Source organism: Anaerococcus lactolyticus ATCC 51172, assembly GCF_000156575.1.
Classification (GTDB): domain Bacteria; phylum Bacillota; class Clostridia; order Tissierellales; family Peptoniphilaceae; genus Anaerococcus; species Anaerococcus lactolyticus.
Genome location: NZ_GG666046.1, coordinates 348325 through 365083, shown reverse-complemented (window position 1 = coordinate 365083; position 16759 = coordinate 348325). Strand labels below are relative to the sequence as shown.

Below are 16759 nucleotides of genomic sequence, written 5' to 3'. Positions count from 1 at the left end.
ATTCTTATGTCATTATACTCAAAGAGGGGCAATTTATCTATGTATTTTTAGACCAAAAAAGCAGCCAGGAAAGCCTAGCTGCTTGTGATTTTATTTAATTTCTATCTTTTTATTAGTTTTTTCTTCCTTGCGTTTTGGAATTTCAATTTCTAGGATACCATTTTCAAGTTTGGCCTGGATATTTTCCTCATCTATATCACCAAAATACATAGTCCTAGTCATCCTTGTGGATTTTCTTTCCTTATGAATGTAGTTTTTCTTTTCATCTGTATTTTCTGTGTGAGAATTAACTGTTAGTGTAAGTTGTCCCCTATCAAAATCTATATCAATGGAGTCCTTATCTATACCAGGCATCTCAGCTTCTACTAAGAATTTATCATCATCTTCTGCCACATCTAGCTTAAAAGAAGACTCAAACACATCTTTTTCAACAGGTGAGTTAAAAAATGAATCCACCATATCATAAAAGTCATTGTATCTTGATAATGAATTATTTTTTCTAATAAGATTTGCCATAATTATTACTCCTTTATTTTATTATATTAGCACTCTCATCATTCGACTGCTAACTTCTTACATTCATAATATACTATGAAGGTCAGAGAAAGTCAAATTTTTTGCTAATATTTTTTAAAAAAAATAAAAGAGCCATAAAGGCTCTATTTTGCAGCATTTTTTCCTTCTAATTCTATTACTTTTTTCACACAACCATCATTAGAAGGGATTTCTGATTGATCTTTTTGAGGAATTTCTATATCTGGAATTGTGTAGGTTGATTCTTCCATTGATTCTGTTTCCCTAAGACCTAGCTCGTGAGAAAATCTTAGGATATACTTGGTATTTGGAAGTTTCACCATGGCTGGACTTGTCCCAATCCCATCGCCACCTGTCTTTTCCCCTATAATTGTTCCTAAATTGTTGTCCCTAAAAAAGTGGGCTGCATTTTGGGCTGATGAATATACACCCCTGTCTACCAATAGATAAAGATTTCCATTAAACTTATACTCATCACCAAAGTCGCCAGCATTTTCATATCCTGCATCATAGATGATGTGGGTGTAATTTTTTCTGATATTATCCATCATCTTCTTATCCTTCTTAAGAAAAGGAATATTTTCCTCCATATATTTAAAATCTGACTCCCTAATCTTACTTATTAAACTCTTTAACTCCGGATATTGGGGATCATATTTAAAAACTTCATCTGTCCTAAATAAAATATATTCATGAGTTTCTTTAAAATCTTTTGTGCCAAGAATCATTGGATAAAGGTAATCACAAGTATAGGCAGCATTGCCCCCACCATTGCCCCTAAGGTCTATAATTAGAGCCTTCTTATTTTTTGATTTTTTAAGATAAGTCTTTAAAAGTTCTAAATCTTCTTCAAAATCTGGAGTCCCTGGATCAATCATTGCCCTGATTTTTAAGTAGGCTATATCTTTATTTATATCTTGAGTTATTAAATTTTTGGTAGCAGCCCTAGCTTGTCTAAAAATTTTATCAATTAAACTAGAAATTTTTGCCCCAAACAAATAATTTATCAGATCAACATTTACCTCTCCCTTTTCCTCCTTATTGGAAAGCACAAAGGTATCCTTCATATCGTAAACTTCCTCAATATCTAAAAGATTAGTATGGTCATCATCCAAGTCTCCCAAAATCTTATTCATCTTATCGAAAAATTCTTTGTCAGTCCTTAGATTTTTTAACTCTTTCTTGTACTCATCACGATTTTCCAAAAATTCATAGGTCCCATTCCTATCAAATAGGGCGTAATATTTTTCCAAAGTATCAAAAGCATAGTCAAAGTCGTTTTCAAAGGGACTTTGGTCTTCGGAATAATATTTAGGATTAATTTCGTAATCAAAATGGATTTTCTTGCTTCTTAATAAAAAAGATAAGGAAATTCCTACTATGATTGCAAATAGGACAGCTAATATTTTTACTAATTTTCTCATAATTTGCCCAATACCCTCTATTCATAATGCTTAGCACACGAGATTATTATTAAATTATCATTCTCAACCTTGTAAATTATCCTATCTTCTAGGGTTATTCTTCTAGAGCAATAGCTTTGTAAAGCATATCTTAAAGGCTCTGGCTTTCCTAATCCTTCATAAAGATTTCTTTTTATATTCTTTATAATATTATTAAGTCTTTCTAAAGTTTTATTGTCGTTTTTCTGCAAATATAAATATTCATCAAAGGCTTTTTCGTGAAATAATATTTTCATTCTTCAATTAAATCTCTTTGAATTGTTTTATTATCTTCAACGTCTTTAGCTCTTTGTACTAAATCTTTATAGTAGTTCGCATTACTCATTACATAGGCATTTTCAACTAGATTGTTGTACTCTTCAAGACTTATCATAACTACATTTCTATCATTTTTTCTTGTAATTAGAACAGTTTCCAAATTATCTATTGTCCTGTCGCAATATTCTTTCAAGTTATTTCTAATTTCACTATAATTAACCGCAAGCATAATAATTCTCCTTTAAAATATTGTACAATATATTGTGCAATAAATTAATATCATTTCTGCTCAATTCAACTATATATTAAAACCTATTTTATGCCCTAAGACTCCTATAGATTTCACTTAGGAAAATACCCAAGGACGTCTAGGACTTCTTCGAAGGAGGTTTCGCCTTCTAGGACTTGGATTAGGCCGTTTACTATCATTGGCCTATACTTATCTTTTTTCAATTTTTCTTTGATCTTTTCGCTTTCTAGGCCATATTTTCTGAGGATGTCTTTGAATTCGTTGTCTATAGGCATGACTTCTTCTACTGCCTGTCGGCCCTTGTAGCCTCCGTTGCAGTGTGGACAGCCTACCGGTCGGTAGATTTTTCTTTCCCTGTCGACTTTTATGTAAGATGACATTAGTTCGTATTCAAAATCTGTCATCCTATCTAGCTTTTTGCAATCGCAAAGTTTTCTGACTAGCCTTTGGCCTGCCAAAAGATTTACTGCTGACCTTATGAGGTAGTCGTCTACTCCCAAGTCTTTTAACCTTATGAGTCCCGAAAAGGCATCACGAGTGTGGGCTGTGGATAATATTAGATGTCCAGTTATGGCAGCTCTTATTGCAATTTCTGCTGTTTGCCTATCTCTGATTTCCCCAATCATTATTATATCTGGGTCTTGACGGAGGATGGACCTTAAAATTACTGGGTAGGTTAGGCCAATTTTTTCGTTGATTGAAATTTGGTTGATGTTAGCAATTTTGTATTCTACTGGGTCTTCGATGGTGATTATGTTTACATCTTCCTTGTTGAGTTTTTCTAATAGAGCGTAGAGTGAGGTTGTTTTTCCAGATCCTGTTGGTCCTGTCATTAAAATTATGCCGGATTTTTTCCTGATGGCTCTTTCTAGTTTTTCCTTGCTTTCTCTAGAAAACCCCAAAAGTCTGGCTTTTTCCATAAATATGTCTACTGCTAAGATCCTTATTACTATTTTCTCGCCCAAAATTGTTGGCACAGATGAGACCCTAAAGTCGATTCCGGGAAAGGCTTCGTATTTGACGGACTTATCTTGGGGCATCCTTTTTTGGGAAATATCCATTCCACAGGAAAGCTTGATTTTTGAAGAAAGCATGTCAAAATATTCCCTACGAATCTGCATTTTATCAACCAAAGCTCCGTCTATCCTTAGTCTGATTTTGCCAAAGTCCTCTTCTGGTTGAAGGTGGATATCTGAGGCAGAAAGATTTACTGCAGTTGCTATTAAATTTTCTATAAATCCGTCAATATCTGTTGCAATTTGCCTTTGATCAAGCATTACACACTCCAATATTTATCGTCAAGAGCCCTATATCTGACAGCCTCCAAGAGATGTTTGCTTGTTATTTCCTCGCTTGCCTCGAGGTCTGCTATGGTCCTTGCCATTTTTAGAATTTTGTTATAACTTCTTACAGAAAAATTATATTTGTTGAAGGCCATCTGACCAATTTTTTCAACTTCTGGGCTTAATTTGATATATTTTTTCATCTGTCTAGTTGAAAGAAGGGCGTTGGTTTTGATTTTTTCATCCTTGTATCTTTCCGCTTGGATTTTTCTCGCTCTCACAACTTCACTTTTAAGCTCGCTAGATGACTTTGACTTGATATCATCGTTTAGGTCGTCGTATTTTACAGGCTTAATCTCTATGTGAATGTCAATCCTATCTAGGATTGGGGATGAAATCTTGCTTAAATATCTCCTTATTTCATTTATAGAACAAGTGCATTCCTTAAGAGGATTGCCGTAATTACCACATGGACATGGGTTCATTGCTGCAATCAAAATAAAATCTGATGGATATTTTACACTTGCCTGGGCACGCGCCACATTTATTTCCTTATTTTCTAGAGGCTCCCTCAAGGCTTCGATGACATTTTTTTGGTATTCAGGAAATTCATCCAAAAATAATACTCCCCTGTGGGCAAGGGTAATCTCGCCCGGTTTTGGCACAGAATGGCCACCACCTATGAGGGCAACTTGGCTTGAAGAATGGTGAGGAGCCCTAAAAGGCCTAGCGCTAACCAAATGTCCACTGTCAAGTAGACCCATAATTGAATAAATTTTTGTCACCTCAACCCTCTCCTCAAAACTCATGTCTGGAAGAATTGTAGGCAAGTGTTTGGCAGAAAAAGTCTTGCCAGATCCCGGAGGACCGACCATCAGCAAATTGTGACCACCTGCCGCCGCTATTTGTAGCGCTCTTTTGAGATTTTCCTGACCCTTAAGGTCCTTAAAATCTAAGTCATAGGAAATTTCCTCCTTCAAAAGGGCAGGATTTATCTTGTAGGAATCTTTTTTCAAGTCCCCATTCAAAAATGCCACTACATCATTTAATTTATTGAAAGGATAGACTTCGATATCAGAAATTATCGCACATTCTTCCTTATTTTCATCTGAAATTATAAATTTTGTAAAACCCTGCTCCCTCATGGAAATAACCATAGCCAGAGCACCTCTTATCGGAAGGATTCTGCCGTCTAGAGATAGTTCGCCCAAAAATATATAATCGTCGTAGGCTCTTTCTATGGCCCCCATGGAGCTTAATAGAGAAATTGCAATCGGTAAATCTAGCTGGGTTCCCTCTTTTTTCAAATCTGCTGGTGATAGGTTGATGGTAATCCTGCCTGCCGGAAATTTGTAGGATGAATTGACTAGGGCAACTCTTACCCTGTCCTTGGATTCTTTTATAGATGAATCAGGTAGACCAACTATATTAAAGGCTGGTATACCCGATGTAATATCGCTTTCAACTTCCACTAACTTACCCTCAAGCCCAATTAGGGATGTGGTATTGGTTTTAGAATACATAATTCCTCACTTTCTTATTATAATTATAACATAAATTCTAGATTTTAATGGCAAAAATAAAACTCCCACCGGTTGGTGGGAGAAAGGAGAAAAACACCGCGAATAACTTTACGGTATCGTATGTTTAAATTTATTTGGTAGGAACAATTAGGCCGTAATCGCCTTTTTTCCTCTTATATACAACCCTTACTTCCATGTCTTCTGCGTCTTCATAAACAAAGAAGTTGTGGTTTAATAATTCCATTTGGAGGATAGCCTCTTCTGCACTCATTGGCTTAACAGGAATGGTTTTTTCCCTGGCTATCTTGATTTCCTCTTCTTTTTCATTAGCCTTTTCCTCTGCGTCAAAAGCTTCGAACTTGATGCTGTCGCCAGTTTGTCTGCCCCTTTGAAGTCTGGTCTTATGCTTTCTAATTTGTCTAACAAGAGCATCTATTACCCTGTCGATAGCATTTTCAAAAGTTTCCTCGTAGGCTTCGGCTCTCAAGATTGTGCCACCCTTCAAAAACATAGTAGCTTCAAGCTCGTAGCCAACACCTTCTTTGGCAAACTTTAGATCCATATCTTCTTCATCATGGAAGTACTTATCTAACCTATCAAATTTCTTTTCTGACTCGATTCTGATATCTTCTGTCAAGGTGAAATTTTTAGCTTTGATATTTAGTTTCATAGTTGCCTCCTATATTTAGTTAGCACTGTGCTAACTTTTGTATTATGTTTATACCCAAAAACCTTTTCCTTAAACTTTTTTAAAAATTTTTTTCTGTGATATAATAAAACTATCCCCAACTGAAAGGGGGTGATGTCCCATGGGGATAATTTTTTTAGATATAATTTTTATAATTATATCAAGTTTCGTATTACCCTTGTTATCAAGTATTCTTTTCGAATTACGGAAAGAAAAAAGAAACAAGGATTGAAAAAAAGAGGAGCCTGGCCGCTCCTCTTTTTTCTATGCCCCAATGGGAAAATTTGTTGTTTCGTATCACAAAGTTTGCGCTTTGCGGCTTTTTTGATGGATAAGAGGTGGCTTCTCTTAGTAATATTATATGACTATTTACAAATTTATTCAAGTTCGTCTATCTCCTTGTATTCATCCCCCAACCCAAAAGGGTATAGTTATATTATAAAAAATAAAGGAGAATTTATGACACAAATTAATGACTTATTTGACTATGAATTTCTATCAGGAATCTATGTTTCAAATGATGATAATAAAATTGCCTACAAAAAAACTCAGGCAAACCTAAAAGACAATAAATACGATACAGACCTTTACCTTTACGAAAAAGATCTCGGCAAATCTTACAGGCTCACAGACAAAAAATCAGCTAGCCTTTGCTCTTTTGACGGTAATTCTAACTTGATTTATAAGTACGACTCTGATGATTGCTATGATTATTTTTACAAAAATGACGGCTACGGTCTAGGAGAGCTTGCCTTTAAAATTGACAAGGATGTTAAATCTCTAAAATGGCTTAAGGATGACACTTACCTCCTTTCAGCAAGCCCAAAGAAATCCGAAGAGGAAAAAAAGGCAGAAAAAGAAAACGAGGCTTACGAAGAAGTTACCACCCTTCCATTTTGGCTAAATGGAGCAGGCTACCTCAAGAAGGAAACAGTCTATTATTACCTTTACGATTTAAAGGCTAACAAGCTTACAGAAATCATAAAATCAGACAAGGATAATGAAGTAAGTGGTCTTGATATAAGCGAAGATTTAGGAAAAATCGCCTATGTAAGAAGCCACTCTGATGCCAATGACGTTATGGAATTTCGTGAATCCATCATCCTAAAAGACCTAAAGACAGAAGAGGAAAAAATCCTCGTTGACAAGGGCTATGCTACCTATACCCTTCATTTTATCGAAGACAGGCTAATTTTTGTTGGCACTGACATGAAAAAGGGTGGCATAAATGAAGATGCCTTTATCTATGAAGTTGACTTTGACGGAAATCTTAAGATGGTAAATGACGAAAACTTTGACAAGTCTTTTGGCAACTCTATCGGCACAGATGCCAGGGCTGAGGGCAACAGGACCTTCCAAGTCCATAAGAATAGACTTTATTTTATAGCAACTGAATTTGAAGAAGCAAAACTTTATTCAATAGACCTTAAGGGCGACTTAAGAAAGGAACTTGACGGTTGTGTGGAAGGTTTCTTTGTGACAGATGAGGATATTTACTACCTTGAGATGGGACCTGACCACCTTGCTGAACTCAAAATCAAATCCAAAGACCAAAGCCTAATTTCAAATAAGATTGAAAACGTCCTTCCAATTGAGGAATTTACCTTTGATTCTAATGGTGATAACTTGAGGGGTTACGTCCTTTTGCCAAAAGATTTTGACCCAAAGAAAAAATATCCAACCATCCTTTCTGTTCATGGTGGCCCAAAAACAGAACTTTCTGACATCTTCCACCACGAACACCAAATGCTTGCCTCAAATGGCTATATAATTATTTACACCAACCCACACGGATCAAGTGGTAGGGGCGTAAAATTCTCCGATATCAGGGGCCACTACGGGGACATTGACTTTGACGACTTGATGAATTTTGTGGACTTGGCTATTAAAAAATATCCACAAATAGATAAAGATAAAATGGGCGTCTATGGTGGCTCTTATGGTGGTTTTATGACCAACTGGACAATCGGCCACACCGACAGGTTCAAGGCTGCTGTAAGTCAAAGATCAATTTCAAACTGGACAAGTTTTTACGGTGTATCTGACATTGGCTACTACTTTGCCACTGACCAAACAGGAGCAAATCCTTGGGACAGTCTAGAAAAAATGTGGGACCAATCCCCAATCAAATACGCAAATAAGGCAAAAACCCCAACCCTCTTTATCCACGCAGACTGCGACTACCGTTGCCCACTCGAACAGGGTATCCAGATGTATGCCAAACTAAAACTAAATGGCGTTGACACAAGGATGGTAGTCTTCCATGGAGAAAACCACGAACTATCAAGATCTGGCAAGCCAAAAGCTAGGGTAAAAAGGCTAACAGAAATCAAAACTTGGTTTGACAAACACTTAAAAGATGAAAATAAAAAAGCATAAATTTAAAGACTTTATAAAAAATTTCATAAATAGGCTCAAAACTCAGGATATAATGACCTACGCCTCTGCCCTTTCCTTCTACTTTCTCCAAGCCTCCATCCCCCTCATGATGGTCTTGGTGTCAGTAGCCTCAACATTTCTAAAGGGCAACGAAAAAATCATCTATGAGTTTTTGAACCTCTTTCCAAAGACAACTGCACGATTGATAATCAAGGCCCTAGACATCATGTTTGCCTCCAGCCAATCTACAGCTGTGACCACAGTAACCATCCTCTTTGCCCTTTGGTCAGCGACAAGTGGTGTCGATAAGCTAATTATGGCTATAAACCACGCCTACGGCCTAGGCCACCAAGCCAAAGCCATCAAGCAAAGGCTGATGAGTATTATATATACCATAATCTTCATCGCCTTTATCATGTTTTTGCTCATCTTTCAAATCTATGGACCAACCATCATAAATATTTTAGATAGCAAAATCCTAACCATAACAGGGAAATTTTTTGGAGACAATCTTGAATCAATAATTGACTTCATCTCATCTCCAATCTTTACCATCCTTACCATAGCCATCCCACTTTTAATCATGTCAGCTGCCCTTGGAATTTTATATAAGTATGCTCCAGGTAATTCTGCAAATAGGATACCCTTCAAACAGGCCCTAACAGGTGGGATATTGGCAACTGGGACAATCTATGTAGCAAGTTTTGCCTATTCATATTTTATAAATAACTTCTCAAACAAGTCCCTAATTTATGGGGCCCTAGCCGGTATCCTTGCACTTTTCATCTGGCTTTTGATAGTCTCATCGCTTCTAATCATTGGAGCTGAATTAATCGCCGCCTTTAGGGAAGGCTACAGGGATGAATATTTTGATAAGGAAATAAATCCAACAATAAATGCAGAAAACCCGATGAACAAATTTGTTTCAAAAATAAAAGGAAAAATAAATGAAAAGTGAATTTAGGAGATTTTTCCTAAACCTCAGACGAGAAATGGGAGAAGCTTCAATCAAAGAAAAATCAAAAAAAATTATAGCAAGGCTCTTAGCTAGTGATCCTTATAAAAATGCCGAGACAATTTTTGTCTATGTCTCAAAAAACAATGAAGTTGACACCTATGATTTTATAAAAAAAGCTCTCGCCGATGGTAAAAAAGTCTATGTTCCAAAAATAATAGACCACCAAATGATTGCAGCAAAAATAAGTGACCTTGATGAACTAAAGGCAGGCGCCTTTGATATTCCAACAACCGATAGCCTAGAAGCTATAACAAATCCCGACCTTACCATCTGCCCTGGCCTTTCCTTTGACGATGATAAAAATAGGCTAGGCTATGGTGGTGGCTTTTATGATAAGTTTCTTTCCCAAAACAAGACAAGCAAAATTGGTTTAATGCTTAAAGAATTTAGGTCAATAAAAATTCCTGCCGACCCTTGGGATATAAAAATGGACTTAATAATAACCGAAGATAAAATTTTTTGATAAATAAAATCCTATTTTTAGCCATTTATACAAAATTTTATGAATAAATATTTAAAATTATTTGACAGGGAAAATTTTCCTGTGTATAATCGGAGTATAGAAAATAAACTATGAGAAGAAAAGTAGATTTAATCAACCTACCCAGAGAAGCTATGTTTGGTGAAAATAGCCTAGTGAGATTAGATTGAAAATGGCCTTTGAGTTTCTTATCCGATATTTAAGATAAGACGGGCTCGCCCGTTACAGCGATAGGGTATGTCAGTACCCGATGAGTTATTAATTGTGAAATTAATTTGAAATTAAGGTGGTAACACGTGGCAAAGCCTCGTCCTTTATAGGACGGGGTTTTTTTTATTACATAGAATATTTTCTAAGGCGCCTATGATAGAATGTTGAAAAATTAAGAAAATAAAAGAGGTAAAAAAATGACAGAAAGATTTTTAACAGTTGGATCATTACTTAGAAACGAAGAATTATTAAAATACAAAAGAGAAATAGAAAAAAGAGACGATATAACCTATCCTTTCTACGATGACTTTGCAGGCTACAAAGAATGTGAAGATAAGGCAGTAGCAGATGTAGTAGAAAGGCAAATCGAAGCTGGCCTACCAGAAATCACAGACGGAGAATATTCAAAATCCCTCTGGCACTTGGACTTTGTTTGGGGCTTAAAGGGTGTGGAAAGATATATCAAGGAAAATGGATATTTCTTTGAAGACCTAGACTCATGTGGCAAATATGAAACCAGACGTGATATAGGATTGAGACTTGTAGACAGACTACAAGGCAAAAACCATCCCTTCATCGACCACTTCAAAAGACTAAAAAAATTAGTAAATGGCAGAGCAATCGTAAAACAATGCATCCCTTCCCCATCCCACATCTATGGCGATGTATTAAATTTCAACTTCCTACAAGATTCATACTACCAAACAACCGAAGACTTTGAAAAAGACCTCATCAGATCCTACAAGGAATTTTTAGAAGATTTCAAAAATGCTGGTGGGAAAATCATCCAATTTGACGATTGCCTCTGGGAACAATTTGCAGACGAATCTGAAAATGCACAATTTGATGGCAATGCAAGAGCTGATAAAAATATAGCCCTTGCCGAAAAATATATAGCCATCAACAACGAAGTCATCGACTACGGCCACGACCTAGGGCTAACCATCTACACCCACAACTGCAGGGGCAACTACGCCTCCCGCCACTTTGGAGCAGGCACCTACGACTCAATCGCAGACCTATTCTTGGAAAAACAACACTACGACAGGTTCTACCTAGAATGGGACGACGAAAGAGCAGGATCCCTAAACTCATTAAAAGCCTTCGAAAAAAACAAAAACGCAGAAATCGTCCTAGGATTCTTGTCATCAAAAACTGCCGGACTTGATGACGAAAAAAGAGCCCTAGAGTTATTAGACGAAGCAGCAAAAATCATAGACAAAGACAGACTCTATCTCTCCCACCAATGTGGATTTGCCTCATGCGATAACGGCAACGAACTAAGTCAAGAAGAACAATGGGCGAAAATCACCCAAGGCCAACAAATCGCAGAGAAATTCTGGAATAAATAAAAAAATAAATCTCTCCTAGTATATAGAAAAAGCACCCTGGCCCGGGGTGCTTTTGTGTTGGGGAAATGTATTTGTATACTTCAGTTGTAAAATCTATCTTAAGCCCACAATCCCTCGCTTCGAGCGAAGCCGAGAAGCCTCTAGTCACATTGATAAAACCAATATGGTAAAGGTGTCAAGCTCTCCTTTAAAGCTAAGATATTTTTACAAACAAAACCCCAAGTCCCAACCAGAGCCAGTCCTGAGTTGGTCCAGAGGTTTCTCCATGCGTTCGTTTCACTCACTTAGTCGAAACAAGGGTGGCGTGGTTGAAAATTCTCACCACCTCGTCTCGACCGAGCGAAGCGAGCGGAGAGATCTCTTGCTATCTTTATCTTGTCGATATGGTAAAGGTGTCAAGCTCTCCTTTAAAGCTAAGATATTTTTACAAACAAAACCCCAAGTCCCGACCGGAGCTAATCCTTGTTTGGTCCAGAGGTTTCTCCGTGCGTTCGTTTCACTCACTTAGTCGAAACAAGGGTGGCGTGGTTGAAAATTCTCACCACCTCGTCTCGACCGAGCGAAGCGAGCGGAGAGATCTCTTGCTATCTTTATCTTGTCGATATGGTAAAGGTGTCAAGCTCTCCTTTAAAGCTAAGATATTTTTACAAACAAAACCCCAAGTCCCAACCAGAGCCAGTCCTGAGTTGGTTCAGAGGTTTCTCCGTGCGTTCGTTTCACTCACTTAGTCGAAACAAGGGTGGCGTGGTTGAAAATTCTCACCACCTCGTCTCGACCGAGCGAAGCGAGCGGAGAGATCTCTTGCTATCTTTATCTTGTCGATATGGTAAAGGTGTCAAGCTATCCTTAAAACCGAGACCCTACCCTAATAACCCCCAATATAAGTCTATCCATTTTGGGTTCATTTTACTTATGATTTTATCTTTCTTTTTTCTTGACCACTTACCAACTTGGTGTTCTCTCGCTCTTGCACTTTGTATATCATCATAGCATTCATAATATACCAATCTTGTTACATTATATTTGTCAGTAAAGCTATCCTTCAAGAGGTGTTCTTTGTGCTCGTAGATTCTCCTGATTAAGTTGGTTGTTGACCCTTTATACAATACTTCGTTTGTTGCATTTGCAAGCATATAAAAATAAGCGGCCATAATTTCTCCTTTATAATTATTACTATTTATATACCCAATATATGCTTCATTAAAGTTTTATTTTTAATCACTAAAATATCCCAAGTACCGACCAGAGCTAATCCCTGTTTGGTCCAGAGGTTTCTCCGTGCGTTCGTTTCACTCACTTAGTCGAAACGAGAATGGTGGGTTCCTACTATTTCTCAATAAATTTAGATGATTTTATTATAAAGAATAATTTAAGCCTTTGGCAAATTTTTCAAAATAAGGCCCCTCGCTTCGAGCGAAGCCGAGAAGCCTCTGGCCACATTCATATTATTATTATGGTCCAGGTGTCAAGCCAACCTTAAAACAAAGCCCCCCATTTCCCCAAAAGAAAAAACCCGAGTCTTACTCGAGTTTTCCTTTAATTATTAATCTTCTTTTTTTCTGCCGATATATAGGGCGCCTGTTGAAGCGACTAGGGTGCATGCTATGCCTGCGATTGATTCAACACCTGTCTTGACATTCTTGCCAGCGCGTCTTCTATTTGGACTTTCGTCTTGTGAATGCCTATCTCTCCTAGGAATCACAAATCCTTCCTTGCTAACAAGGTCTTTGGCTGGGATTCTTTCTCTCCTACCATCGTTGAAAGTAACGTATGCATTAGCATTTTCGTCGATTTTAACATCAACTATATCAGGATTCTTTTGTTTAATCTTCTCTGCAATCTTTGTTCTTTCTTCCTTATCAAGCTTGCCCTTTTTCTTATCAACAACGACCTTTGGTACAACTACTTCCTTATCGCCCACATTAATAACCTTGTCACCCTTTTCAACATTTGGTGTCTTAGGGTTATTTTTATTATCCTCGCCAGTTTTTTTATCCTCTGGCTTATCTTTTGGATCTGGATTATTCTTAGCAGGGTCAGTTGGCTTATCTTTAGGATTTTCTGATCCTGGGGTTGGGTCTGGTGTGTTACCTGGTTGACTTGGTTCTGGGGTAGTTCCTGGAGTAGCGGTTTCACCTGTGCCAGTGCCTGTACCAGTTCCTGTACCTGAGCCTGAGCCTGTGCCTGTTCCTGAGCCTGAGCCTGAGCCAGGGCTTTTTGGTTTCCAGGTTGCTGTTATGGTTATATTTCCTTTAACATCGATAGGTGTATTAGGTTTTTTAACGCCTTCTTTGTCACCAACTTTCCAACCAGCAAATTCTTGGTTTTCATTTGGTGGGTTGAAGGTATTAGCAGCAGGGAGGGTGTAAGTTCCGTTTTTCTTTACCTTTGTGACGATATCTTCTGCTTTTCCACCACCTGCCTTAGTACCACCATCTGGCTTGACTGTTACCTTGAAGGCTTCTGTGGCTGTTGCTGTGAAAACTTTGTTTGAGTCTGTGACTTTAAAGTTATCTGTATTCCATACTGGATCTATAAAGTCGTCTTGTTCTTTCACCTTTTTATTTATCGATTCATAAATTGTACTTTGTAGTGTAGGGTGTACATAAGTTTTTAAATCTGTACCTGGTTTTACCTTATACTTTTGATAAGATACAGGACTTTCCTTACCTTCGATGGCGGTCTTGCCGTCAGCATTATCAATCTTAGTACCCTTGCCTAGTTTAAATTCTGCTACTATAGCATCATTAGGTGCGTTTTCATTAAAAACTACCCTTCCCCCTGGAGTTTTTTCTTTTGAAAACCATGTTACATGGTCGCTTACGTATAGGGTTTGGTTTTCTACTACAAGTTCAGAACCATCACTCAATGTAACTTTAATTTTTCCTACAAAACCAGTTGTATTATTAGCTTTATCTGTGTTTCTTTTTTCTTTACTTGCATCTTCTTGGAAATCATCAAATTTTGCACCAGCCAAGAGGTCGTCTATTTTCTTTTTGTTTTCAGCGCTTACGCCCTCTTTAACCTTAACACCATCTTTCCAGAATCCCTCTCCTATTACATCTCCTACCCATTTTTTCATAACAACTGGATCAAGACCACCGAGTTCTGTGATTTGTTCTGCCTTGGTTTTAACTTTTGGTAGGGTTGTTGCTCCATTTTCTGATGTGGCTGGGTTTTGGTTATTGGCTTTAAAGCCGTCATCTGTAACACTTGCACTTACTTCTGAGCCACCCTTTACCTTGTTCACTGGTAAGGTGATTTTTCCTGAATCTGGGTCTACAGTTCCATCAGATTCTTTTGGCACAGACCATTTATTAGTAGCAGAGTCTTTTGTTGCAATAATGGTTTTTTTAGTTCCATCTGGTGTTTCATAAGTTACACTTACTTTCTTAGCATCTGTATCTTTGTTATCAGGAGTGACTACAACATTTTCACCAATTACTTCAACCTTAGGTTTTTCAGGCGCCTTGTTTTCTATTATTTTTGTATTTTCAATAGGGATTCCTGGATTTTGTTTCCCTATCGCTGGAATGATACTACCATCTGGATTTCTCTTTGGTACGAAATTGCCATCTACCCAATCACCATCCACATCAGAAGGATTAATTATTTTTACATTTCCATCATCACTAATATCTATAATTGCTGGTACGGTTCCACCAAAACCATCAGGTAGTTTTGAAGCTCCATCTTTTCTTGTGTTGGCTTTTCTAATAGCTTCATCAATGGTTTTCTTTTCCTCTGGTGTTAGTTTTTTAGGGTCTCTAACTCCTGTAAGATCTGGTATTTTTATTTCAGGAGATTTACTTTGACAGCTTGATTTTTTTCCATATTCCTTTACAACAACACCAAATTTTTGTCCATATTGCAAGAAATCTTTGTCTACAGGATAGGTAATGGTATCAGTCTCTTGATCAAGCGTAGACCATGTTGTAGTAGTTTTATCAAGTTTACAAGTCCCATTGCAATATCCTTTGTTTGGTTCATCATTGGTAAATTGTCTTACTATACCATATGCAGTGCCTTTTGCGACTTTCTGTTTTAATTTAATTACAATATTTCCATCTGCTACAAAGGTTTGTTGTATTTCTGGTTGAGGTGTGATTTCTGTTGGGTTTTTTATTTTTAATTTAGTGGCTTCTACCTTTAATGTTGACTTATCATCAAAGGTGACCTTATAGTAAGCGTTGGTATCTCCATTTATAGAAAAATCTACAGATTTAATATCACCCTTTAAATCAGCATTTTTTTCCCAAAACATTTCTAACGCCTTGTTCTTTTCTATAGAATGAGGCAAACTTGCTGCAGTATCTTCAATCCAGATTTCCCCTGTTGGCATTTTTAATGTATCTTTATATTTTTCAGCTTTTTTAGGTTCTTTCTTTTTTACAGTAGCTACTTCAGTCTCAGCAATTTGGACATCATCACTGCCCTTTAAAACAGCCTTAACCTTATCACCCGCTTGTAGGGCAGCTGGTAATGTTATTGGAACAGATCTTTTTACATTTTTTGGCTGAGTAAATGTTCCTTTCACAACACCATTAACAAGGACTTCTATTTTTTGTCCTTCCTCCATGCCTAAACCTTGAACGGTGATTTCAGTCATTTCTGCTTCTAATTTATCAGCAGCTTTAATTTGAAATTTTTTTATTACCCTATCCTGGCCTGGGGCTTTTTTGGCTGGGGTGTTTTTAATGATAGCTTCTTTTATTAGGCGAGCTTTGGCTCCTTCATAGTTTACAGATGGGTCTGCCTTGGCTTTTCTAAGTTCTGCCTTTAGTTCATCTACCATATTACCATTGAAGTAGTAATCATTTTCTTGATTATTTGCCTTATCTCTAATGGCTTGGATTTCTTCATCGGTTAGCAAATCTTCTTCCACTTTAGCAGGTGCTTCTTGTTGACCAGCTGCTTCCACTCCTGGGGCTGGTGGGACTTCTTCTGCTCTTGCGTTTGGGGCTGCCAATAGTAGACCTAGCATACAAGACACTAGACCTATGGATAGTTTCCTTGTCGCATAGATTGGTTTTTTCTCTTTATTTTCGGCCTTGGTAGCTAGTAGCTCCTTGGCTGTTTGGTATTTTTTCATATTACTCTCTAGCCTTTCTTTTTGAGTACATTTCTATACACATTCTCACCATAATTATATGTTTTTAAAAATCATATGCAAGTTTTTCCGTATTTTTTAATGGTTGTGTGGGTTTCGTTTTTTAGTTATATTGTATCATTTGTCTTGTTAATTTTGAGTAAAGGCTGGGTGATGTAAAATATATTAAAAATTTATGGTGTTGGTCTTGGATTTATGAGTGAGCTGGTT

The 16759-nt window shown here is 37.2% G+C and carries 13 protein-coding genes and 1 other annotated feature; of the genes, 4 read left to right on the top strand and 9 right to left on the bottom strand.

Going from position 1 to position 16759, the window contains the following annotated elements; genetic code table 11:
- Window positions 1-90: 90 nt before the first annotated feature.
- From HMPREF0072_RS06305 to hpf, 7 genes are all read right to left on the bottom strand, one after another.
- Complete coding sequence (locus HMPREF0072_RS06305) at window positions 91-516, bottom strand: Hsp20/alpha crystallin family protein (RefSeq protein WP_004828429.1); 426 nt, start codon at window positions 514-516, stop codon at window positions 91-93.
- A gap of 143 nt (window positions 517-659) precedes the next feature.
- Window positions 660-1958 (bottom strand): S41 family peptidase, encoded by a 1299-nt coding sequence (locus HMPREF0072_RS06300; protein ID WP_004828428.1) that lies wholly within the window; start codon window positions 1956-1958, stop codon window positions 660-662.
- A gap of 17 nt (window positions 1959-1975) precedes the next feature.
- On the bottom strand, window positions 1976-2233 hold the full coding sequence (locus tag HMPREF0072_RS06295) for a Txe/YoeB family addiction module toxin (RefSeq protein ID WP_004828426.1): 258 nt from the start codon (window positions 2231-2233) through the stop codon (window positions 1976-1978).
- Window positions 2230-2484 carry a type II toxin-antitoxin system Phd/YefM family antitoxin gene (locus HMPREF0072_RS06290; RefSeq protein ID WP_004828424.1) on the bottom strand — a complete coding sequence of 85 codons (255 nt, stop codon included), beginning with the start codon at window positions 2482-2484 and terminating at the stop codon, window positions 2230-2232. The genes HMPREF0072_RS06295 and HMPREF0072_RS06290 overlap by 4 nt, the downstream gene beginning before the upstream one ends.
- Before the next feature lie 113 nt (window positions 2485-2597).
- Entirely contained in the window at window positions 2598-3782 is a 1185-nt protein-coding gene (locus HMPREF0072_RS06285) for a GspE/PulE family protein (protein ID WP_004828422.1), read from the bottom strand.
- A complete protein-coding gene (locus tag HMPREF0072_RS06280) occupies window positions 3782-5311 on the bottom strand; it encodes a YifB family Mg chelatase-like AAA ATPase (protein WP_004828421.1) in 1530 nt (509 codons plus the stop codon). The genes HMPREF0072_RS06285 and HMPREF0072_RS06280 overlap by 1 nt, the downstream gene beginning before the upstream one ends.
- Window positions 5312-5441: 130 nt before the next feature.
- Window positions 5442-5981, bottom strand: coding sequence for a ribosome hibernation-promoting factor, HPF/YfiA family (hpf, locus tag HMPREF0072_RS06275; RefSeq protein ID WP_004828419.1), 540 nt, complete (start codon window positions 5979-5981; stop codon window positions 5442-5444).
- Between the two features lie 477 nt (window positions 5982-6458).
- Here hpf and HMPREF0072_RS06265 point away from each other — a divergent pair, with 477 nt between their 5' ends.
- The 4 genes from HMPREF0072_RS06265 (at window position 6459) to HMPREF0072_RS06250 (ending at window position 11439) form a co-directional block, all read left to right on the top strand.
- Entirely contained in the window at window positions 6459-8378 is a 1920-nt protein-coding gene (locus HMPREF0072_RS06265; RefSeq protein WP_039931187.1) for an alpha/beta hydrolase family protein, read from the top strand.
- Complete coding sequence (locus tag HMPREF0072_RS06260; protein WP_004828414.1) at window positions 8359-9336, top strand: YihY/virulence factor BrkB family protein; 978 nt, start codon at window positions 8359-8361, stop codon at window positions 9334-9336. Before HMPREF0072_RS06265 ends, HMPREF0072_RS06260 begins: the two co-directional genes overlap by 20 nt.
- The gene (locus HMPREF0072_RS06255) at window positions 9326-9859 is read left to right on the top strand and encodes a 5-formyltetrahydrofolate cyclo-ligase (RefSeq protein WP_004828413.1); all 534 of its coding nucleotides are present in this window, start codon (window positions 9326-9328) and stop codon (window positions 9857-9859) included. Before HMPREF0072_RS06260 ends, HMPREF0072_RS06255 begins: the two co-directional genes overlap by 11 nt.
- 101 nt (window positions 9860-9960) lie before the next feature.
- Window positions 9961-10195, top strand: a binding site (T-box leader).
- 89 nt (window positions 10196-10284) lie between these two features.
- Window positions 10285-11439, top strand: a complete 1155-nt coding sequence (locus HMPREF0072_RS06250) for a uroporphyrinogen decarboxylase/cobalamine-independent methonine synthase family protein (RefSeq protein WP_004828411.1) — start codon at window positions 10285-10287, stop codon at window positions 11437-11439.
- Window positions 11440-12299: 860 nt separating this feature from the next.
- Here the strand turns inward: HMPREF0072_RS06250 and HMPREF0072_RS06245 are convergent.
- A complete protein-coding gene (locus HMPREF0072_RS06245; RefSeq protein ID WP_004828409.1) occupies window positions 12300-12590 on the bottom strand; it encodes a GIY-YIG nuclease family protein in 291 nt (96 codons plus the stop codon).
- A gap of 392 nt (window positions 12591-12982) precedes the next feature.
- Window positions 12983-16531: a hypothetical protein gene (locus HMPREF0072_RS11090; RefSeq protein ID WP_004828407.1), complete on the bottom strand. Its 3549-nt coding sequence runs from the start codon at window positions 16529-16531 to the stop codon at window positions 12983-12985.
- Window positions 16532-16759: the final 228 nt, after the last annotated feature.